The 21005-nt window shown below is 48.6% G+C and carries 5 protein-coding genes; all 5 read right to left on the reverse strand.

The window, feature by feature from the left end:
- Positions 1 to 191 precede the first annotated feature (191 nt).
- Positions 192 to 1763, reverse strand: a complete 1572-nt coding sequence (locus tag H5336_RS14810) for a sensor domain-containing diguanylate cyclase (RefSeq protein WP_185235034.1) — start codon at positions 1761 to 1763, stop codon at positions 192 to 194.
- Between the two features lie 11 nt (positions 1764 to 1774).
- A complete protein-coding gene (locus H5336_RS14815) occupies positions 1775 to 15508 on the reverse strand; it encodes a cadherin-like domain-containing protein (protein WP_185235035.1) in 13734 nt (4577 codons plus the stop codon).
- Between the two features lie 376 nt (positions 15509 to 15884).
- Positions 15885 to 16724, reverse strand: coding sequence for an efflux RND transporter periplasmic adaptor subunit (locus H5336_RS14820; protein WP_185235036.1), 840 nt, complete (start codon positions 16722 to 16724; stop codon positions 15885 to 15887).
- Between the two features lie 198 nt (positions 16725 to 16922).
- Entirely contained in the window at positions 16923 to 19082 is a 2160-nt protein-coding gene (locus H5336_RS14825; protein WP_185235037.1) for a peptidase M50, read from the reverse strand.
- 3 nt (positions 19083 to 19085) lie between these two features.
- Positions 19086 to 20891: an efflux RND transporter periplasmic adaptor subunit gene (locus H5336_RS14830; protein ID WP_185235038.1), complete on the reverse strand. Its 1806-nt coding sequence runs from the start codon at positions 20889 to 20891 to the stop codon at positions 19086 to 19088.
- Positions 20892 to 21005: the final 114 nt, after the last annotated feature.

Consider the following 21005-nt stretch of genomic DNA (forward strand, 5'->3'; position numbering starts at 1 on the left):
TGAGTTTTAAGTCGATGGAGAAATTACGGTGCCGAAGGTGCAGGTACTGGAGCGGGTTCGACAATGATATGTTCATTGCGGGTGGGTGAACCTTGAACTGGACTCTTGGTTTCAGTTAGGCAAAATCGGTGGAATAGAGACACTTTTTAGATTGTTTGCTGGCGGTTATATTTTCGCAGGCTTCAGCGTGATTAGGTTTTGTTCATATCGGCCGGTCTGCTGCGACTTGCGGAGAGTAATTGAAATTCCGTGGTAGTGCCTTTGGTGAGACTTTTTGACCAGAGCGTACTTTTGTTACGACCTGCATTTTTCGATGCATAGAGGGCTTGGTCGGCCTGTAGTACCAGCTCATTTGGCGTACCTGCACCGAATGTCAAAGAGGCTACGCCAAAGCTAGAGGTGACGGATACGCCTTCTATAGGAGTGCTGGCGATAAGCTCCCTACACGATTCGGCTATTTTCATGGCTCTTTCGGGTGTCATTTCTGGTAGCAAAATACAAAACTCTTCACCGCCAAATCGGGCGAGAACATCTTCGCTACGCAGTACTGTTTGCGATTTTTCACATACAGCCCTAATAACATCGTCGCCCACCCCGTGGCCATAGGTGTCGTTAATACGTTTAAAATGGTCGATATCGACCATAATTACGCAATACTCTTTTTGAAGAGCTGTTTCGCGGGCAAAGTGTGTATTTAGCGCTTTAAACAGAAACCGGCGGTTGTAGCAGCCTGTAAGCGGATCTCGCGTTGCTAAGTGTTCGAGTTCACGGTTTTTGTCTTCAATATCTTTTTGTTTGTCCATAAGGTCACCGAGCATTTGAGCGAGTAGATTGTTTTTTTCTTCAAGCTCGGTGATGTCGTCAAAACTATTGATTGTACCTTGATTCTTTCCTTTTTCGTCAATAATGGGTACAGAGTTAACGCTGAACAGTAATGAACTTTCGCTGGTAAGTTCCAGTGAAAGGCGAAAATTTACCTGTTTTTCTGATTTTTCCTGAGCAATATGCCAAGGGAGTTCGATGCTGGATTCCGTTGTTGGCAACTCATTTTTTATCGGTGTCCAACCTAGTTCGCTGGCTCTTCTGCCTATTAATTTTTCTTCGTCTGTGCTGAATTTGTCGAGCATGGCGTCATTAACTAAAACGATTTGACCGCGTTTGTCGAGAATGATTACGCCTTCGGCCATAGTGTTGAGTGCATTTCTGACACGGCCAGGTACGACTGAGTTTGGATCTAAGTGACGAAGTACGCGCTTCAAAAATATGGAGTAGGTGGTGAAGCCGCTGATACAAATAAAAATAAACAACCAAAACCCCTTTGGCACGCCAAATAATTTTTCGCCACCTTTTTCCAGTTCATTAAAAGCCATTTCTAGCATGGCTTTATTCGCGCCGTTGATAACGAGGGGTATTTTAACTTGGTTGATAGTGGATGGCGCAGAATAGCCCAGTGTCCAAGTTTTTTCGTGTGTAGGTGTTTGGAATATAATACTAGTGTTGGAGCGTCGAAGGCCAACAGATTGCACCGAAGGTGTCTCTTCCACGATTTGATTGAGCATAGACTCTAGAAAAAAACGGTCGTCTCGTTTTAGCGCGAGTGTGGTTTGCAGGGCAATGGTCTCGGCTAGTTTTTGCCGTGTTAACAATTGATTTTCACCGCCGGACTTTGGTGCTAGTCCAATTACCTGGGCTAGCAATAGCAGAGAAATCGTTAAAAAAACGAGCCCTGTGCTCAGCTGTACGGTTGGAGATATTTTTAGCATAACGGCAGCCTCTAATTCTCTGATCCGCGGTCGAACATATAACCAACTTCTTTGCGCTGTTTATCTTCTTCTTGCTGGTCGCGTTTTTGCTTTTCTGTATCTAATCGTCTTTGTAGGTTGGTGATCACGGGTAGTGGATCCATGCCTTTCCAGATGGGGATCATAGAGAAAAGTGTGAGGAACAAACTGCCGGCGCGCAAAGCCCAGATAATGATGCCGGTGGTAACGGAAAGGCTAATACCTTTGTAAATAGCACTTTGCTCGGCTTCATCGTCAATAATTTCCTGCATATCTTGTTTAAGCTTGCGCAGTTCGTTATTGAAGTCAGCAACATCCTGGTCGCTGAGATACCCGCTGTTAAAGCTGTTAAAGCTGCTAGGGCTGGCAAGGCTGGAGTTGAATTCCACTGACTCGCTGATTTGCTGGCTACTGCGAACCTTGGGACTGTCATCCCTCTGTTGACTGTAGTCAGCTTGGCCTTCTGCTACAAAAACAGTTTGGTTGCCATTAGTGGTGTTGGCTAGTTGAACGAAATCATTGTAGCCATTGTTTTCGGTTGTGGGCATGTCATCAACGATCGGGTCGGTAATGTCCTCTTCTGGCTGATCATCTTCAGGTTGATCAATGGGTGTTTCTGGCAGGCTGGTATCGGGCGTTTCTGGCAGAACGTCGTCAATAGGCAGTTCAATAACCGGCGCGGGATCAATACTGACGACCAGTGTGGTTTCGGCAAAGGCTCCCTGGGAATCGGTTGCCCGTATAACAAGAATAGAATCCCCGGACAATTGGGGTGAGAGCCCCAGTATTATCTGCTGGGTTTCACTATCTATGGCGGTAACTTGTACTAGTTCAGTGTTGGAGTTACTCGCTACGCTATAGGTCAAGACATCATTTTCATCTATGTCTGAAAAAACACCGCTAAGGTCGACTTGATTTTCGGTTGTAGTGCCACTGACCAGTGATATACCACTCAGCTCACTTGCTTGAGGTGCGTCGTTCATCGGGGCCACCGTTATCGTAAGCGATGCCTCCACGGTAACACCCTGCGCATCTTCTGCGCGCACGGTGATGGTACTGTCGCCATACTGGTTGTTGGCGTAGGTGAGTTGAAGTTGCCCGCTGGCTGTGTCGATGGTGGCCGCTTCAAACAGCTGTAGGTTGGAGTTTGAAACAATTTGTAGGGTTAAGTTAGCGTCAGCGGTTTCTTCATCCTGAAACGCGGCTAACAAGTCAACGATCGAAGCCTGCTGGTCTTCGAGTGCGGAGATGTCTGTTATACCGCTCGTTGTCGGTGCATCGTTAACGACGTTGACTTGCACATTAAAATCGATAGTGGCCGGGTTGCCGCTGCCGTCGTCGGCCAAGAGTTGCACACTATAGTTGCCGCCGTCTGCGTTTGTTGTAGGCGTTCCGCTAAAGGTACGTGTATTAGTGTCGAAACTTAGCCAGCTTGGCAGCGGGTTGGTATCCGACAATTGCGCTGCGTATATCAGGTTGTCTCCATCTGCGTCATAGAAGGCAGTATCCGAGAAGGTAAATATAAAGGGTGTATCTTCTGTTGCGACTTGATCACTAATGGGTTCAGCCGTAATCGGTGCATCATTGAGGTTTACAACCTGAGTGCTAGCCGCTGATGTAATATTTTCTGCCGTGCCATAGTCATCTACATAGCTAACTACCACGCGCAAGTACTGGTTTACGTCGTCATCTGCCAGCGTGTAGTTCTCGCTCGTAGCGCCGGTGATAGTATTCCAGCCAGTTATGCCGTTTATACTGCGTTGCCACTGGTAATTAACGCTGCCAGATAAACCGTCGTCGTCTGTTAAGTTAGCGGTGAGTACTTGGTTTTCTGTAGCGCTACCCGTAAGGGTCACAGTACCTGCTTGGTTGACATTGGTAATGGCTGTAGATGCTGAGGATACCGGTTGTTCTAAGGTGCCTTGACCGTCGGTATAAGAAGCCGTTACGCGAACAAGCTGGTTAACATCTGTGTTAACCAAGGTGTAGGTGGTGTTTGTTGCACCGCTGATATTGGTCCAGTTGGTACCATCGACACTGCGTTGCCATTGATAGCTTTCGCCGGTAAACCCGTCGTCGTCGATGATGTTGGCCGATAATGTTTGGTTTTCGGTTGGCGTGCCGGCAATGGAGATTGTTGAAGAATCATTAACGGTATTAAATATAATGGTTGCCGCTGTTGGTAAGCTAGTGGAATTACCATCACTCACAGTTACGGTATAAGCGGGTGCATTATTGCTGCCGTTATGAACGAATTTGATTTCACCGTTGACGATTTGTTGCTGGCTAAAGCTGGTAACGACAGAATCATCAGCCACTAATTGGAATGTGCCGTTATTTATATCGGCGACGCTAAATATTAGCGTGTTGTCAGCGGTATCAAAATCGGTGGCTGCAAAACTCGTATTGTTAATAACAACCGTTTCGCCCTCATCCACACTTAGATTGTTGCTTGTGAGTGTAGGCGCGTCGTTAGTACCGGTAACAGTGATGGTGATCGTAGCGGTATTACTGGTTGTGCCATTGTCGTCGTCAACGGTGTAGGTAAAGGTGACATCGCGTGTTGCGGCGCTGGCTAAATCGTCAAAGTCACCGTTGGGATTAAACGAGTAAGTACCGTCGTTGTTAAAGGTTAAATTACCTTCAGCAACATCCGCGACTAGCGCGTAAGACGTCGCATTAATAGTGCCGTCGATATCGGTTGGTGTTGGAACGGCATCGTTTAATGTTGTGTCTTGGTCTGTGCCGACTGACTCGTTGCCAGCGACCGGTGCGTCATTGGTACCGGTAACGGTGATCGTAACGGTGGCGGTATTACTGGTTGTGCCGTCGTTATCATCAACCGTGTAGGTGAAGGTGACGTCACGTGTTGCGGCATTGGCGAGGTCGTCGAAGTCGCCGTTGGGATTAAACGAGTAAGTGCCGTCGTTGTTAAAGGTTAAATTCCCTTCAGCGACATCGGAAACCAATGCATAGGACGTTGCGTTAATCGTTCCGTCGACATCGGTTGGAACAGGAGCGGCATCGTTTAATGTTGTGTCTTGATCCGTACCAACACTTTCATTGCCAGCAATCGGAGCGTCGTTTGCGCCGGTAACGGTGATAGTAACGGTTGCGGTATTGCTGGTCGTGCCGTCGTTGTCATCAACCGTGTAGGTAAAGGTGACATCGCGTGTTGCCGCGTTGGCTAAATCGTCAAAATCGCCGTTGGGATTAAACGAATAAGTACCGTCGTTGTTGAAAGTTAAATTACCTTCAGCGACATCGGCCACTAACGCATAGGATGTTGCATTAATGGTGCCGTCGATATCCGTTGGAACAGGTACGGCATCATTTAAAGTTGTGTCTTGGTCCGTACCAACACTCTCATTGCCCGCAACCGGTGCGTCGTTAGTACCGGTAACGGTGATGGTGATCGTTGCGGTATTACTGGTCGTTCCATTGTTGTCATCAACCGTGTACGTAAAGGTGACGTCTCGCGTGGCGGCGCTGGCGAGATCGTCAAAATCGCCGTTGGGGTTAAACGAGTAAGTGCCGTCGTTGTTAAAGGTTAAATTCCCTTCAGCGACATCCGCCACTAACGCATAGGATGTTGCATTAATAGTGCCGTCGATATCCGTTGGAACAGGTACGGCATCATTTAAAATTGTATCTTGATCGGTTCCGACTGACTCGTTGCCAGCAACCGGTGCGTCGTTCGTGCCGGTAACGGTGATGGTGATCGTGGCGGTATTGCTGGTCGTTCCATCGTTGTCGTCAACCGTGTAGGTAAACGTCACATCGCGTGTTGCGGCGCTAGCTAAATCGTCGAAGTCACCGTTGGGGTTAAATGCATAGGTGCCGTCATTATTAAATGTAAGCGCGCCTTCAGCTACATCAGCGACTAATGCATAGGAGGTGGCATTAATGGTGCCGTCGATATCCGTTGGAACAGGTACGGCATCATTTAAAGTTGTGTCTTGATCCGTACCAACACTCTCATTGCCCGCAACCGGTGCGTCGTTCGTGCCGGTAACGGTGATGGTGATCGTGGCGGTATTACTGGTGGCTCCGTTGTTATCATCAACCGTGTAGGTAAAGGTGACATCGCGTGTTGCCGCGTTGGCTAAATCGTCAAAATCGCCGTTGGGATTAAACGAGTAAGTGCCGTCGTTGTTAAAGGTCAAATTACCTTCAGCAACATCCGCGACTAGCGCGTAAGAGGTTGCGTTAATAGTGCCGTCGATATCGGTTGGTGTTGGAGCGGCATCGTTTAATGTTGTGTCTTGATCCGTACCAACACTTTCGTTGCCCGCAACCGGTGCGTCGTTTGTGCCGGTAACGGTGATCGTAACGGTAGCGGTATTACTGGTCGTTCCATTGTTGTCGTCAACGGTGTAGGTAAAGGTGACGTCGCGTGTAGCGGCGTTAGCTAAATCGTTAAAGTCACCGTTGGGGTTAAATGCATAGGTGCCGTCGTTGTTAAAGGTTAAATTCCCTTCAGCGACATCGGAAACCAATGCATAGGATGTTGCATTAATCGTTCCGTCGACATCGGTTGGAACGGGAGCGGCATCGTTTAATGTTGTGTCTTGATCCGTACCAACACTTTCGTTGCCCGCAACCGGTGCGTCGTTAGTACCGGTAACGGTGATGGTAACGGTGGCGGTATTACTGGTGGTGCCGTTGTTATCATCAACCGTGTAGGTAAACGTCACATCGCGTGTTGCGGCGCTAGCTAAATCATCAAAGTCGCCGTTGGGATTAAACGAGTAAGTACCGTCGTTGTTAAAGGTTAAATTACCTTCAGCAACATCCGCGACTAGCGCGTAAGACGTCGCATTAATAGTGCCGTCGATATCGCTTGGTGTTGGAACGGCATCGTTTAATGTTGTGTCTTGGTCTGTGCCGACTGACTCGTTGCCAGCGACCGGTGCGTCATTGGTACCGGTAACGGTGATAGTAACGGTCGCGGTATTACTGGTCGTGCCGTCGTTATCATCAACCGTGTAGGTAAAGGTTACATCACGTGTAGCGGCGTTGGCGAGGTCGTCAAAGTCGCCGTTGGGATTAAACGAGTATGTGCCGTCATTGTTGAAGGTTAAATTCCCTTCAGCAACATCCGCGACTAGCGCGTAAGACGTTGCGTTAATAGTGCCGTCAATGTCGGTTGGAACGGGCGCGGCATCATTTAAAATTGTATCTTGATCGGTGCCGACTGACTCGTTGCCAGCGACCGGTGCGTCATTGGTACCGGTAACGGTGATGGTGATCGTTGCGGTATTGCTGGTTGTGCCGTCGTTGTCATCAACCGTGTAGGTAAAGGTTACGTCTCGCGTGGCGGCATTGGCGAGGTCGTCGAAGTCGCCGTTGGGATTAAATGCATAGGTGCCGTCATTATTAAATGTAAGCGCGCCTTCAGCGACATCAGCCACTAATGCATAGGATGTTGCATTAATAGTGCCGTCTACATCGGTAGGAACAGGAGCCGCGTCATTTAAAGTTGTGTCTTGATCCGTACCAACACTCTCGTTGCCCGCAACCGGTGCGTCGTTTGCGCCGGTAACGGTGATAGTAACGGTCGCGGTATTGCTGGTCGTGCCGTCGTTGTCATCAACGGTGTACGTAAAGGTTACATCACGTGTAGCGGCATTGGCGAGGTCGTCGAAGTCCCCGTTGGGATTAAATGCATAGGTGCCGTCATTATTAAATGTAAGCGCGCCTTCAGCGACATCAGCCACTAATGCATAGGATGTGGCGTTAATGGTGCCGTCAATGTCGGTTGGAACGGGCGCGGCATCATTTAAAAGTGTATTTTGATCGGTTCCGACTGACTCATTGCCAGCGACCGGTGCGTCGTTATTACCGCTCACCGTTATGGTGATGGTGGCGGTATTGCTGGTCGTTCCATCGTTGTCGTCAACCGTGTAGGTAAACGTCACATCGCGTGTTGCGGCGCTAGCTAAATCGTCGAAGTCACCGTTGGGGTTAAACGAATAGGTGCCGTCATTGTTGAAGGTTAAATTCCCTTCAGCAACATCCGCGACTAGCGCGTAAGATGTTGCATTAATAGTGCCGTCGATATCCGTTGGAACAGGTACGGCATCATTTAAAGTTGTGTCTTGATTCGTACCAACACTCTCGTTGCCCGCAACAGGAGCGTCGTTTGTGCCGGTAACAGTAATGGTGATCGTAGCGGTATTGCTGGTGGTGCCGTTGTTATCATCAACCGTGTAGGTAAACGTCACATCGCGTGTTGCCGCGTTGGCTAAATCGTCAAAATCGCCGTTGGGATTAAACGAATAAGTACCGTCGTTGTTGAAAGTTAAATTACCTTCAGCGACATCGGCCACTAATGCATAGGATGTGGCGTTGATGGTGCCGTCTACATCGGTAGGGACGGGAGCGGCATCATTTAAAATTGTATCTTGGCCTGTACCGACTGACTCGTTGCCCGCAACCGGTGCGTCATTGGTGCCCGTAACAGTAATGGTGATCGTAGCGGTATTACTGGTTGTGCCGTTGTTATCATCAACGGTGTAGGTAAAGGTGACGTCGCGTGTTGCGGCGTTGGCGAGATCGTCGAAGTCCCCGTTGGGATTAAATGCATAGGTTCCGTCATTATTAAACGTTAATGAACCTTCGCTGACATCGGCTACTAATGCATAGGATGTGGCGTTAATGGTGCCGTCCACATCGGTAGGAACGGGAGCCGCGTCATTTAAAACGGTATCTTGGTCGGTGCCAACACTATCGTTGCCCGCAACAGGAGCATCGTTAGTACCGGTAACGGTGATAGTAACGGTGGCGGTATTACTGGTGGTTCCATCGTTATCATCAACGGTGTAGGTAAAGGTGACATCGCGCGTGGCGGTATTGGCGAGATCGTCAAAGTCACCGTTGGGATTAAATGAGTAAGTACCGTCGTTGTTAAAGGTTAAATTACCTTCAGCAACGTCTGCGACTAGCGCGTAAGACGTTGCGTTAATAGTGCCGTCCACATCGGTAGGAACGGGAGCCGCGTCATTTAAAACGGTATCTTGATCGGTGCCAACACTCTCATTGCCCGCAACAGGAGCGTCGTTTGTGCCGGTAACAGTAATGGTGATCGTAGCGGTATTGCTGGTGGTGCCGTTGTTATCGTCAACCGTGTAGGTAAACGTCACATCGCGTGTTGCGGCGCTAGCTAAATCGTCGAAGTCACCGTTGGGGTTAAATGCATAGGTGCCGTCGTTGTTAAAGGTTAAATTCCCTTCAGCAACATCCGCCACTAATGCATAGGATGTGGCATTAATTGTGCCGTCCACATCGGTAGGAACAGGAGCCGCGTCATTTAAAGTTGTGTCTTGATCCGTACCAACACTTTCGTTGCCCGCAACCGGTGCGTCGTTTGTGCCGGTAACGGTGATCGTAACGGTAGCGGTATTACTGGTGGCTCCGTTGTTATCGTCAACCGTGTAGATAAACGTCACGTCGCGTGTTGCGGCGTTGGCTAAATCGTCAAAATCGCCGTTGGGATTAAACGAATAAGTACCGTCGTTGTTGAAAGTTAAATTACCTTCAGCGACATCGGCCACTAATGCATAGGATGTGGCGTTAATGGTGCCGTCGATATCCGTTGGAACGGGTACGGCATCATTTAATGTTGTGTCTTGGTCTGTGCCGACTGACTCGTTGCCAGCGACCGGTGCGTCGTTTGTGCCGGTAACGGTGATCGTAACGGTAGCGGTATTGCTGGTGGTGCCGTTGTTATCGTCAACCGTGTAGGTGAAGGTGACGTCACGTGTTGCGGCATTGGCGAGGTCGTCGAAGTCGCCGTTGGGATTAAACGAATAGGTGCCGTCGTTGTTAAAGGTTAAATTCCCTTCAGCAACATCCGCCACTAATGCATAGGATGTGGCATTAATTGTGCCGTCCACATCGGTAGGAACAGGAGCCGCGTCATTTAAAGTTGTGTCTTGATCCGTACCAACACTTTCGTTGCCCGCAACCGGTGCGTCGTTTGTGCCGGTAACGGTGATCGTAACGGTAGCGGTATTACTGGTGGCTCCGTTGTTATCGTCAACCGTGTAGATAAACGTCACGTCGCGTGTTGCGGCGTTGGCTAAATCGTCAAAATCGCCGTTGGGATTAAACGAATAAGTACCGTCGTTGTTGAAAGTTAAATTACCTTCAGCGACATCGGCCACTAATGCATAGGATGTGGCGTTAATGGTGCCGTCGATATCCGTTGGAACGGGTACGGCATCATTTAATGTTGTGTCTTGGTCTGTGCCGACTGACTCGTTGCCAGCGACCGGTGCGTCGTTTGTGCCGGTAACGGTGATCGTAACGGTAGCGGTATTGCTGGTGGTGCCGTTGTTATCATCAACCGTGTAGGTAAAGGTGACATCGCGTGTTGCCGCGTTGGCTAAATCATCAAAATCGCCGTTGGGATTAAATGCATAGGTGCCGTCATTATTAAATGTAAGCGCGCCTTCAGCGACATCGGCCACTAACGCATAGGATGTTGCATTAATAGTGCCGTCGATATCCGTTGGAACAGGTACGGCATCATTTAAAATTGTATCTTGATCGGTTCCGACTGACTCATTGCCCGCAACCGGAGCATCGTTAGTACCTGTAACAGTAATGGTGATCGTTGCGGTATTACTGGTGGTTCCATCGTTATCGTCAACGGTGTAGGTAAAGGTGACGTCTCGCGTGGCGGCATTGGCGAGGTCGTCGAAGTCGCCGTTGGGATTAAACGAGTAAGTGCCGTCGTTGTTAAAGGTTAAATTACCTTCAGCAACATCGGAAACCAATGCATAGGACGTTGCGTTAATAGTGCCGTCGATATCCGTTGGAACAGGTACGGCATCATTTAAAATTGTATCTTGATCGGTTCCGACTGACTCGTTGCCAGCAATCGGAGCGTCGTTTGCGCCGGTAACGGTGATAGTAACGGTCGCGGTATTACTGGTCGTGCCGTCGTTATCATCAACCGTGTAGGTAAAGGTTACGTCACGTGTAGCGGCATTGGCGAGGTCGTCAAAGTCGCCGTTGGGATTAAACGAGTAAGTGCCGTCGTTGTTAAAGGTCAAATTACCTTCAGCAACATCCGCGACTAGCGCGTAAGAGGTTGCGTTAATAGTGCCGTCGATATCGGTTGGTGTTGGAACGGCATCGTTTAATGTTGTGTCTTGGTCTGTGCCGACTGACTCGTTGCCAGCGACCGGTGCGTCGTTAGTACCCGTAACGGTGATCGTAACGGTGGCGGTATTACTGGTTGTGCCGTCGTTATCATCAACCGTGTAGGTGAAGGTGACGTCACGTGTTGCGGCATTGGCGAGGTCGTCGAAGTCGCCGTTGGGATTAAACGAATAGGTGCCGTCGTTGTTAAAGGTTAAATTCCCTTCAGCAACATCCGCCACTAATGCATAGGATGTGGCATTAATTGTGCCGTCCACATCGGTAGGAACAGGAGCCGCGTCATTTAAAGTTGTGTCTTGATCCGTACCAACACTTTCGTTGCCCGCAACCGGTGCGTCGTTTGTGCCGGTAACGGTGATCGTAACGGTAGCGGTATTACTGGTGGCTCCGTTGTTATCGTCAACCGTGTAGATAAACGTCACATCGCGTGTTGCGGCGTTGGCTAAATCGTCAAAATCGCCGTTGGGATTAAACGAATAAGTGCCGTCGTTGTTAAAGGTCAAATTACCTTCAGCAACATCCGCGACTAGCGCGTAAGAGGTTGCGTTAATAGTGCCGTCGATATCGGTTGGTGTTGGAACGGCATCGTTTAATGTTGTGTCTTGGTCTGTGCCGACTGACTCGTTGCCAGCGACCGGTGCGTCGTTAGTACCGGTAACAGTAATGGTGATCGTAGCGGTATTGCTGGTTGTGCCGTTGTTATCATCAACCGTGTAGGTAAAGGTGACATCACGTGTAGCGGCGTTGGCTAAATCATCAAAATCGCCGTTGGGATTAAATGCATAGGTGCCGTCATTATTAAATGTAAGCGCGCCTTCAGCGACATCGGCCACTAACGCATAGGATGTTGCATTAATAGTGCCGTCGACATCGGTTGGTGTTGGTACCGATTGAGAAGTTAAAGCAGTGTCCTGGTCGGTGCCAACCACGTCGTCGGTGGCCACGGGTGCATCGTTGGTTGCGTTAACGGTGATAACCTGGCTGGTAAGCGAATCATTCAGGCCTGCCTCATCTTCAACAGTAATATCGAATGTTCCTGATGCCGTTTCTGAACCGTCATGAACAAACTTGATTTCCCCCGCGTTGATTTGGCTAAGAGTAAATTCACCAGCGGTTGTGTCGTTACTGATAAGCTGAAATTCACCGTTGGTAATATTGGATACGGTAAATAGTAGATTGTCATCGTTGTCATCTGGATCTGTGGCAGAAATTTGGGCACTGGTGATAACCAGGAGATTGCCTTCATCAACGGTCAGGCTCGAGTTCCCAAGGCTTGGTGAGTTATTACTGGCTGTAATCTGCGTTGAAACATCAGAGGCTATTGTTTCGTGGGTTCCTTCATCATCTACGTAGGTAGCAAGAACTCGAAGGTACTCACCATCATCTGATCCGGCGACCATGTAGGTAGCGCTATTCGAATTGCCAATATCTGACCAGTTTTTAACGCCGTCGCCACTACGTTGCCATTGGTAGGTTACCGCGCCAGAAACACCATCAGTGTCTGTTGGGCCTGCAGCCGTTAGTGTGTCTCCCTCGTTGGTAGTACCGGAAATTGTGAGCGTAGGAATATTGTTATCATCGGTATAGGTGAAGCTTAAAAGACCAATATCCGAATCACCGTCTGAATCCGTTAGTGTGTAGTCAAAATCGAGATTGGCAGGGCTATTATCTAAGACGCTAATTGAGTAGATGCGAAACGCATCAGCATTTGCGTTAGTTGTATCCCCAGTAAATACTAGATATTGAAAATCCCCGCTTACAGAAACGGTGCGGTTAGAATATATCGTAGAGCCACTTCCATCAGGTGAGCCGATAAGCGTACCCGATTGAACTGAGGCTCCCAATGAGTCGTAAGCTGTCCAAATAAGAGATTCCGAGTCGCCGAAGTTTGAGAATGTCGCCTGAAAAATTCGTGCGTCAGCGCCGAAATCGATAGCGAGCGCTTCGGTTTCGGCATTGATTGGGTCTACATCGCTATCGATGCCGTTATCACTAATATGGTCATCGCCATCCGAATAGCGTATCCCTAGGCCTGCAGAGCTGTCGTAGAGTTCTGGTAAAGTGTCATTAGGGTCTCCAAATGGGAGGGCGTCTGCATTTCCGAGATTTAGGGAGCCTGTGTCATAGTCGACCCCCATGCTATAACCATAGATTGTATAGTGGACATCTTCCCACTCGAAATCACCACCTACGCCCACCATTGTGGGGGAGTATGTATAGGAGCCGTCCTGATTAAAGGTAATTACACCGTTTGTTGTCGTGATATCAAGATTGCCGTCTCCATCCCAAGAGCTGTAGGTGGTACTGTCATACTCAACCTGCGAAAGTGTTGCTGGTCCCGTACCTGGCGTATCTGCGCTAATACCTGATCCGCCCTCGCCTGTAATCACGTTACCCGATAAGGTTTCTCCTACAAAGAAACTGGCTGTGTCATCGGTGGCGATTGGAATTTCTGCTATTTGGGCGCTTACTACAGAAACTGGCGCCTCTGAAGTGCCGGTATCATCGGTAAAGCTCGCAGAAACCCGAACAAATTTGCCCACATCTGCTGAGGTGAGCGTGTAATTTTGGTTTGAGCCGATATTTGTCCAGCTGCTTACGCCGTCGTCGCTGCGTTGCCATTGGTAAGTGATGGCTCCGCTTGTACCGTCTGCGTCCGTTACATTCCCTGAGATGGTTTGGTCGATGGTTACCGTGCCACCTATAGATATGCTTGCGAGGCTGTTGATAGCATCAGATGGCGCTGAGTAGATGTTTTCTGTGTGCCCGGCATCATCGGTGAATGTTGCGTTCACTCGTACATATTTACTCGCATCACCAGCGGTTAGTATATGGTTTGCACTGGTTGCGCCTGAAATATTACTCCAGGTGTCATTGCCGTTGTCACTCTGTTGCCACTGGTAGCTGAAACTGCTGCCGGTGGTGCCATCTGCGTCGGTCGGTTGTGCGGCTGTAAGGGTGTCACCCTCGGACTCGGTTCCAGAGAAGCTCAGCGTTGGTACGTTGTTACTATTATTGGTATTGACGAAAGTGAGGGTTGCAGCCTGAAGGTCGCCGTTGTCAGCATCATTGTCATCGACGGTATAGGTGAATACTTCGTTTGTTGTAAAATTGCCATCATTTGGATCGTATTGATAAGCGGTAACTTCCTGGATACGGAAGGAATCACCATCGGGTAACAAGGGAAGTATGTCTTCGGGTTCAAGGGCTATATAGCGAAAACTATCGTAGCCCAATAAAGGGTTGTCGAATAAGTCAACGCTTACAACACCGTCGGCATCGCCACTAAAGCTGCCACTATCTACTTCACTGAAATTGGAGGCGAAAAGGGTATAGTCCACATCTTCGCTGCTGCCTAAGGAGTTAAGGACGAGCTCTGCTCGCGTGTAATCTGCTCCCAGGTCAATCACTAGAACTTCGGCGTTATCGAGTTCATCGCTCCCGGAATCCGGGTTTCCTAAACCGGTAATACCCAGGTCGACCGTTACGCTTGCAGAACCTAGGTCCAAGTCGCTACTAAGAAATCCTGTGTGGTCGGCACCGTCTACATAACCATACAATACATAGGAGGCCTCCCAGTTTTGGTACTCTGCACTTGCGCTGGCACCATTGGAGGTAAAGGTGTAAGTACCGTCTCGATCCATTACCAGCGTGCCGTTATAGGCGTTGATGGTTATCTCATCGTCAACGAAGCTGCTATAAACGGTGCTATCGTATTCAACGGACACAATCTCACCGGGTGCCGACACAATGGTGTCTGCAATAACGCTAATGCCGCCAGTACCGGTGATAACGTTGCCGGTGATGATTTCACCATGCCAGTAATTGGCGCTGTCATCGTTAGCCGTTATTGTTCCCAGCAAGCCCTGCCAGCTGGGGGCAAAAATAGCGGCTGTTTCAATAGTTCCGGTGGTATTTTCTAGGTGCCAATCGCCGCCCAGCTCTGTGTTGCCGGTTGGATCATTGGAAGCGGCAACATCTGCTTGGGTGAAGGTGGCAATGGTTTGGACCAATAGCTGGCCGTTGTTATTTGCAGCTAGGTCGCATCCGTAAAGTAGGATATCGGCGCTTTCGTCTAGTGCATTGTTCCAAGCTTGAAGAGGCTCTTGGTATTGCAGTACGGTTTGGCTGTCGAGGCGGGTAGAACCAATATTCAGTTGGCTTTCGTTACCGTGGCTGAGTACATGTACGCTTTTCACGCCAGCATATTGTGCGAGGATCAGCGACATCTGCTCTATGCCATCGCTGTCTTGCTCTAGAGTGAATACTTTGTAGTCGTTATCGCCATATGAGGCGGTAAGGTCGTCTATTAGTGAGTCGGACTTCTCAACGGAGGGGTCGGTAAAAATAATGTGGCCGGGGTAATGCTCACGCTCGTCGAGTTCTGTGCTCTCTGTAATTAGCGTATCTTCTGCTTTGCTGTCAGCCTCAATGTCGACAGCTTCTGGTAGTTCTAGAACGGAGAGGAGGTCCACCTCGGCGGCTTCGCTATTGAGGTCGCTGGCGGCCAGTAGGTCGTCGTCAAGCAACACCATATCGGCAGTCGCGGAGAACATTAGCCGGTCTTCCAGCGGTTCCGCGATTACTCGTCTTCGATGTCTATTTTTGTGCTCGCGCATAATTGGTGGTCATTTTCATAGGTAAAACGTGAAAATACTGCTCGCCGGACGCAGAACCGATATAGAAAACATCTCCTTTGTTGGATATCTGTTCTGGCTTCCCACTCCCGAATAGGGCGCGTAATCTCCCTTACACCTGTGCGAAAAACAATCTAACATGTCATTGTTGCGCACAAATCCACATAACACTATGTTTTTATAGGTAATATAGCGAATTGTTATTTTTAATTGCTTTTTTAGTTGCTCACACAAAGTACTGTTTAAACGTTTGAACTTCCGCATGCGCTGATGCCATGGCTTAACCTGAGATTTCTTAGCTGCCTAAAAGCGCCGATTGGTTGCGAACGTCGGGAAAGGATACCTTGCACTTGAGGCCGCTCGGCAGGTCGAGTAAAGGGTTGGGGATGCTAAGGCTCACGCCAAAGGTATTACTGGGGGCGTCTATCACTTTATCTACTTGATCCACTTTGGCATTGTAAAAGCTGCGGGCAATGTTTAGCTCCGGGGTCACCACCGCATTCATGCCAAGCTTGATTTTGCCGTAGAAGTGAGCAGGCACGAACACCTCAACCTTTAGTGGGTTGAGTTGTGCAATTTGCAGGATAGGCTCAAAGTAAATGTGTTCTCCAGGTTCCTTGTAGCGTTCTACAACCACACCTTCAATTGGGCTGGTAATGGTTTTTTGCGAGAGGTCTGCCAAAGCACGCTTATATTCCATTTCGGCTTGCCGTTTTCTATCCTTTGCTTGCTGTAGTTGCTGGGCGGCGAGTTCATATTCGGTTTTAACCTTATCCAGCTCGGCGTAGGAGGCCGCTTTTTTATCGTAAAGATCTTGTACGCGTTTAAGGTTTCTTTGCGCAAATTTGTGCGTAAGCTTCTGTGCATCAACATCACTCGTAAGCTCCGTCTGTAAGCGGCGCAGATCGACAGTAGCTGATTCCAGAGATGCCTCTAGTCTTGCTAGTACATCGCCCTCGGAAACACTATCGTTTTTAGATACCAGTACTTCGCTGACCACGCCTTCCGCTGAACTGCTGACATCCACCCGTACATGGGGTTCGATTCGGCAATTGAATGCCACTGGTTCGTTAGGCATTGCAGAAGGTGTCTGCAGTACTAGCGCCAAGAGGACGGCTGTGTGAAGTTTTTTCATATGCTCTATTTTGACTTGTGAAATCAAATACTGTTCAAATAACTTTAGCTTAGTACGCGATATCAGTGCCGATTAGCGAAAATTAATCTTTCTATCGACAAGGTGTTGTTAAGAGATTCCCTAGAGTACTCTACTTTTTGGCGCGAATTCAAACGTACTGGTGAATTTGTGTTGTGTATCTAGAATCGTAATGGGCGATTATTGTGCTTCACTGCGAAGAATTGAAACAAGCGTCTGTTGGAGTGTACGCGTTATTTTTTCGGCTAGTGTTTCTGGTTTGTGAGCAAACTGTACGAAGACTTTCTCGCCAAAATGTTGCAGGTTACCCACAGCGGGTACATCGATATCCAATAAAAACACCTGTTCGTTGGTGTGCAGCTGGTCTGTATCGGAACTTTTTACAACAATACGACCTCCAGCTGAAGTGCCCAATGCGGCGCTCGGCAATGCGTAGGTGCCAGCAGGAACTTGAGTGGTAATGGTGCCTGCGAGTTTTGTTCCGGGATTGCTACTCAACCGTACCCATACGTTGCGCGTGTCTGCGCGCACGTATTCCACTTCTTCTTGCTTCAATACAGCACGAATTTTGGGTCGTTGTTTACTTAGCACTAGGCCAATGATATCGCCTTCACGAATAAAGCTTCCCAGTAATTGATGCTGCCCAATCATTCTGAAAACACCGTCGCTAGGACTGCGAACCATTAGGTTGTTAACCCGCTCCTGTAGATACGCAATCTCTAGCTTAATCGATTTAATGTCCTGTTCGAATAACTGAATTTGCGAGCGATCCAGCGACCAGGCTTGCTCGTAGCGGGACTGGTACTCTTTTAATGTAGCCTGCTGTAGTAAAAGCTCGGCTGTGGTGTCGATGTTTGACAGGTGCAATAAAGTGTCGCCTGCTTGAACGTTTTCTCCATCTGCTATATTGGCATACACAACCTCACCCGAACTCTCGGCGCGTATTCGCGCCTTCTCGGGTAGCCAGACAATTCCTTCTGCGGCAGTGTTGTGGGCCGTAGGGATAAAAAATATCGACGCAGAAACCAGTGCTACGCTAGCAAACGATAGTGTTAACGCCCGAGTTCTACCCTGTTGCAGTTCTTTACTAGACGCTAGATAGGCCGCGTATTTTAATAGTGGTAGTAACAGCTGAAAAATTAGTAGCCAAGCGGCTAAAAACAAACCAAAAGAAGGGAAGTGCTGGGCGACAACCAGTACGATAGTTGTGAGAACCACTAAACGATACAAAAAGGCGGCGACGCCGTATAGCGTAAGGCCCAGGCTTTCTTTTTTGGTGACGGCAATAGACTGTTGTTCGTGTAGTCCATAACCATAGCGTTTTATGAGATAGCGCAATTGTAATAGTGCGCGCGTTGCAAGGTTGGGTTGATCGGCTGCATCACACAATATGTGGTAGCCATCAAAACGCATAAGTGGATTGCCGTTGAAAAATAGGGTGGATACACTACCGATTAAGACAATGTTGAAAAGAATATTACTGAGTAACCCTTCTTCAATATGTAGCCAAAAAATTAAGGCGATGGCGGCCAGTAGTAATTCAACTGCCATACCTGCGGCGCTGACCATGAGTCGTTGAGATTTGCTGGGGAAACCGGTTGCTGCCGTAGCATCGACATAAGGAAAAGGTGTCGCCAAAATAAAAACAATGCCGAATTCTGTAACATGCCCCCCCCATACGGTGGTGAATAAACCATGGCCGAGTTCGTGCAGCGCTTTAAGCAGTGGGTAGGTGAGCCACAGTAGTAATAAATTTTCGGGTGCGAGTATGCTGGTTAATTGGGTTGCTGATATTTGCGACCAGTTACTCGCTGCAAGTACGAGTGCGTAGATGATTGTTGCCAGCCACAGAATTCCGGCAAGAGGGGATGTTATCCACCTGAATGCGGGGGCAATGGTTTCCAGGAAATTGCCAGGTTTCAGTAGCGGAATACGCCAGGCGTAGGGGCTTTTAATGATTTGATGCCAAAAACGCTGTTTACGCTTTTGGCTGCGGTCAAAGAGATGCGCAGTTTGTGGTGGAAAATCGCATATCAGTAAATCGGCAACGTAAAGATATTGGAGTAAATCGACGAGATCTTCCTGCGTTGGGATGTCGTCTAGTGTTTGGCGCAGGCTCGATTGCGAGGCGTTTTGTAGTATTTGTTCGAGCGTATTGCGCCCGTTCATGAAGCCGAGCAGTTGGTACGCTAGCCGATTAAAACGGTGAAATTTTCCGTTGGCGGTGTCTTCGAGTACGTACCAAGCTTCCTTTCCGTACTGTCGTGGCTGAATACGAACATGATAAGGTAAAGACGGTTTTAATTTGTTCAGGCGTTGCCATAAAGAGGGACTGGACATAGGCTAAAACCAAAAGGCCAGTCGCAACCAGTTCCATATGTCGTGGAACCAAATCCAACCGAGTGCGCGTCGTTCAATAAAGATTTTTGCCGACCCGGTCATTCCGGGGCGTAATTGTTGTGACAGTTCGGTTGAATTACTGCTGGGTTGTGTAGACGATTGTTCCACTCGTTTCTCGGATACAGAAAAATTAGCCTCTACTCGAAAAAAATTTCTGCCCTCGCTACCTTCGCTGAGTGGAGTCATTTGTTCTACTTCAATTTCAAACGGCTTTCCTGGTAGGCTTTTTAGTGTGAGCTTGCCTTGCTGCAGGGGTTGAATAAAACGGATATCTTTTTCGTCAACATAGAGGGTAACCCTGTAGCTGTTGCTGTCGGCAATTTCAAACAGTACTTCGCCTTGCTCCAGAGGCGCACCGAGTGACTGACTGATGTCTTCCGAAACTACAATACCGCTAATGGGTGACTTAAGCTGTATACGCTCCAGCTTTTGCTCAATAAGTCTTAGCTCGATACGGCTTTGTTCAACTTGTGCGTTGACAATGGCAGCCTGTGCTCGATTGCCGTTCGCGAGCGCGTTGTCGTATTCAAGTCGAAATTGTTGTAGTTGGCTGGACAGTTTTCGGCGTTCCAAGTTGAGTTCTTCATCGCGCAGGCTCGCAAGCAGCTGACCTTCTTTTACCAGCTCTCCAGGGCGAGCGTAGATGTTCCCCAAAAAGCCTTCGTAGGGTGAAACCAGTAAATGCCTATTGGTGCTTTCAACAGTGGCTTTATTGGAGATATTGAAATCGCTCGGTAGAAATAATGCGACTATAAATATCAGACTGCTTGCCAGCAACAGCCGCTCAACAGGGTGTTGGGCGCCAAAAATACGACTTATACCGTTGAGGAATCGTGTGCGAATAAACTGTGCGAGACTCAGGTGTGCCTTTTGTTTTATATGGAAAATGGTTGCGAGCGAGCGAGCGCTATTTTCGATGAATGCATGTATGTTTTCGTTTAGCGCTTGAGCTTTGGTGTGCTCTATGGTGATTGCGCCGGTGATAGCGTTTTCTGTGCGTAGCAAAAAAGTATGGCAGGACTGGAGTTTGTGACTCTTAAGCAGGCGCTGGTGGTTCAGCCGAATAATGGAGGTGGCTGTTTGCTCTTCGGAGCGCTGTGGAAAGTTAATGGCTTGACGTTGCTCCCAAGACTCCTGCATTGCTCCCAAAATATTTTGCATGGCCAGTGTTCGTGGGTCGAAATTCGCCGAGAAGGACACCGCAGCCAATTTAATTTTGTTTCCGCGTTTAAGACCAATACTTACGCGCTCCAGATCAAAGTGAGATGCCAGGAAGTTGGCGATGGAAATAGCCGTTTCCTCTGGTGAGGGTTCTCGCAGGGCAATACTGAGCAGGTTCAGTGCCTGGCTGGGGTTGCTGCTGCTCTCGGGGGTATTGAGCGCAAGGTTTGGCGCGCTGTCGGTAAGTGCGCGAGCAATATAGGTATCGTATTCGAAAAGAATAAATTGCAGCCAGTTTAAACCCCAGTCGAGTAGTCGAATGACGGCTTTCATGGTTGTGCTGTCGTGGCGATTTAAACGAACAACCAGCGTTCCCCAAAACTGATTTTTCACTTTTACCGGGTAGCCAAGAAAAACCTCACCGTTGTGGGGTTTGGATATATGTAAGCGTTGTTGGCTGATAACTTTTTTAGCGGTATCAATAGCGTGGTTTTCGGTTTCGCAGGAGTCGGGCCATACGGCAAGCACGGTGTTATTGGTGTCTGATTCCTGCTGTGCCAGCAAGCCATAGTTGCAGTTGTGGATCATTTGGCACTGTAGTTGAAGCCAGTGTTTCAGGAGAGGGCTTAGGGCATGCATAGATAAGTGCGAACCTTATTGAACGTTTTTTGTGGCGAGCCCTTTGACGTCTACATCAAATAG

The sequence above is a fragment of the Teredinibacter franksiae genome (assembly GCF_014218805.1).
GTDB classification, from domain to species: domain Bacteria; phylum Pseudomonadota; class Gammaproteobacteria; order Pseudomonadales; family Cellvibrionaceae; genus Teredinibacter; species Teredinibacter franksiae.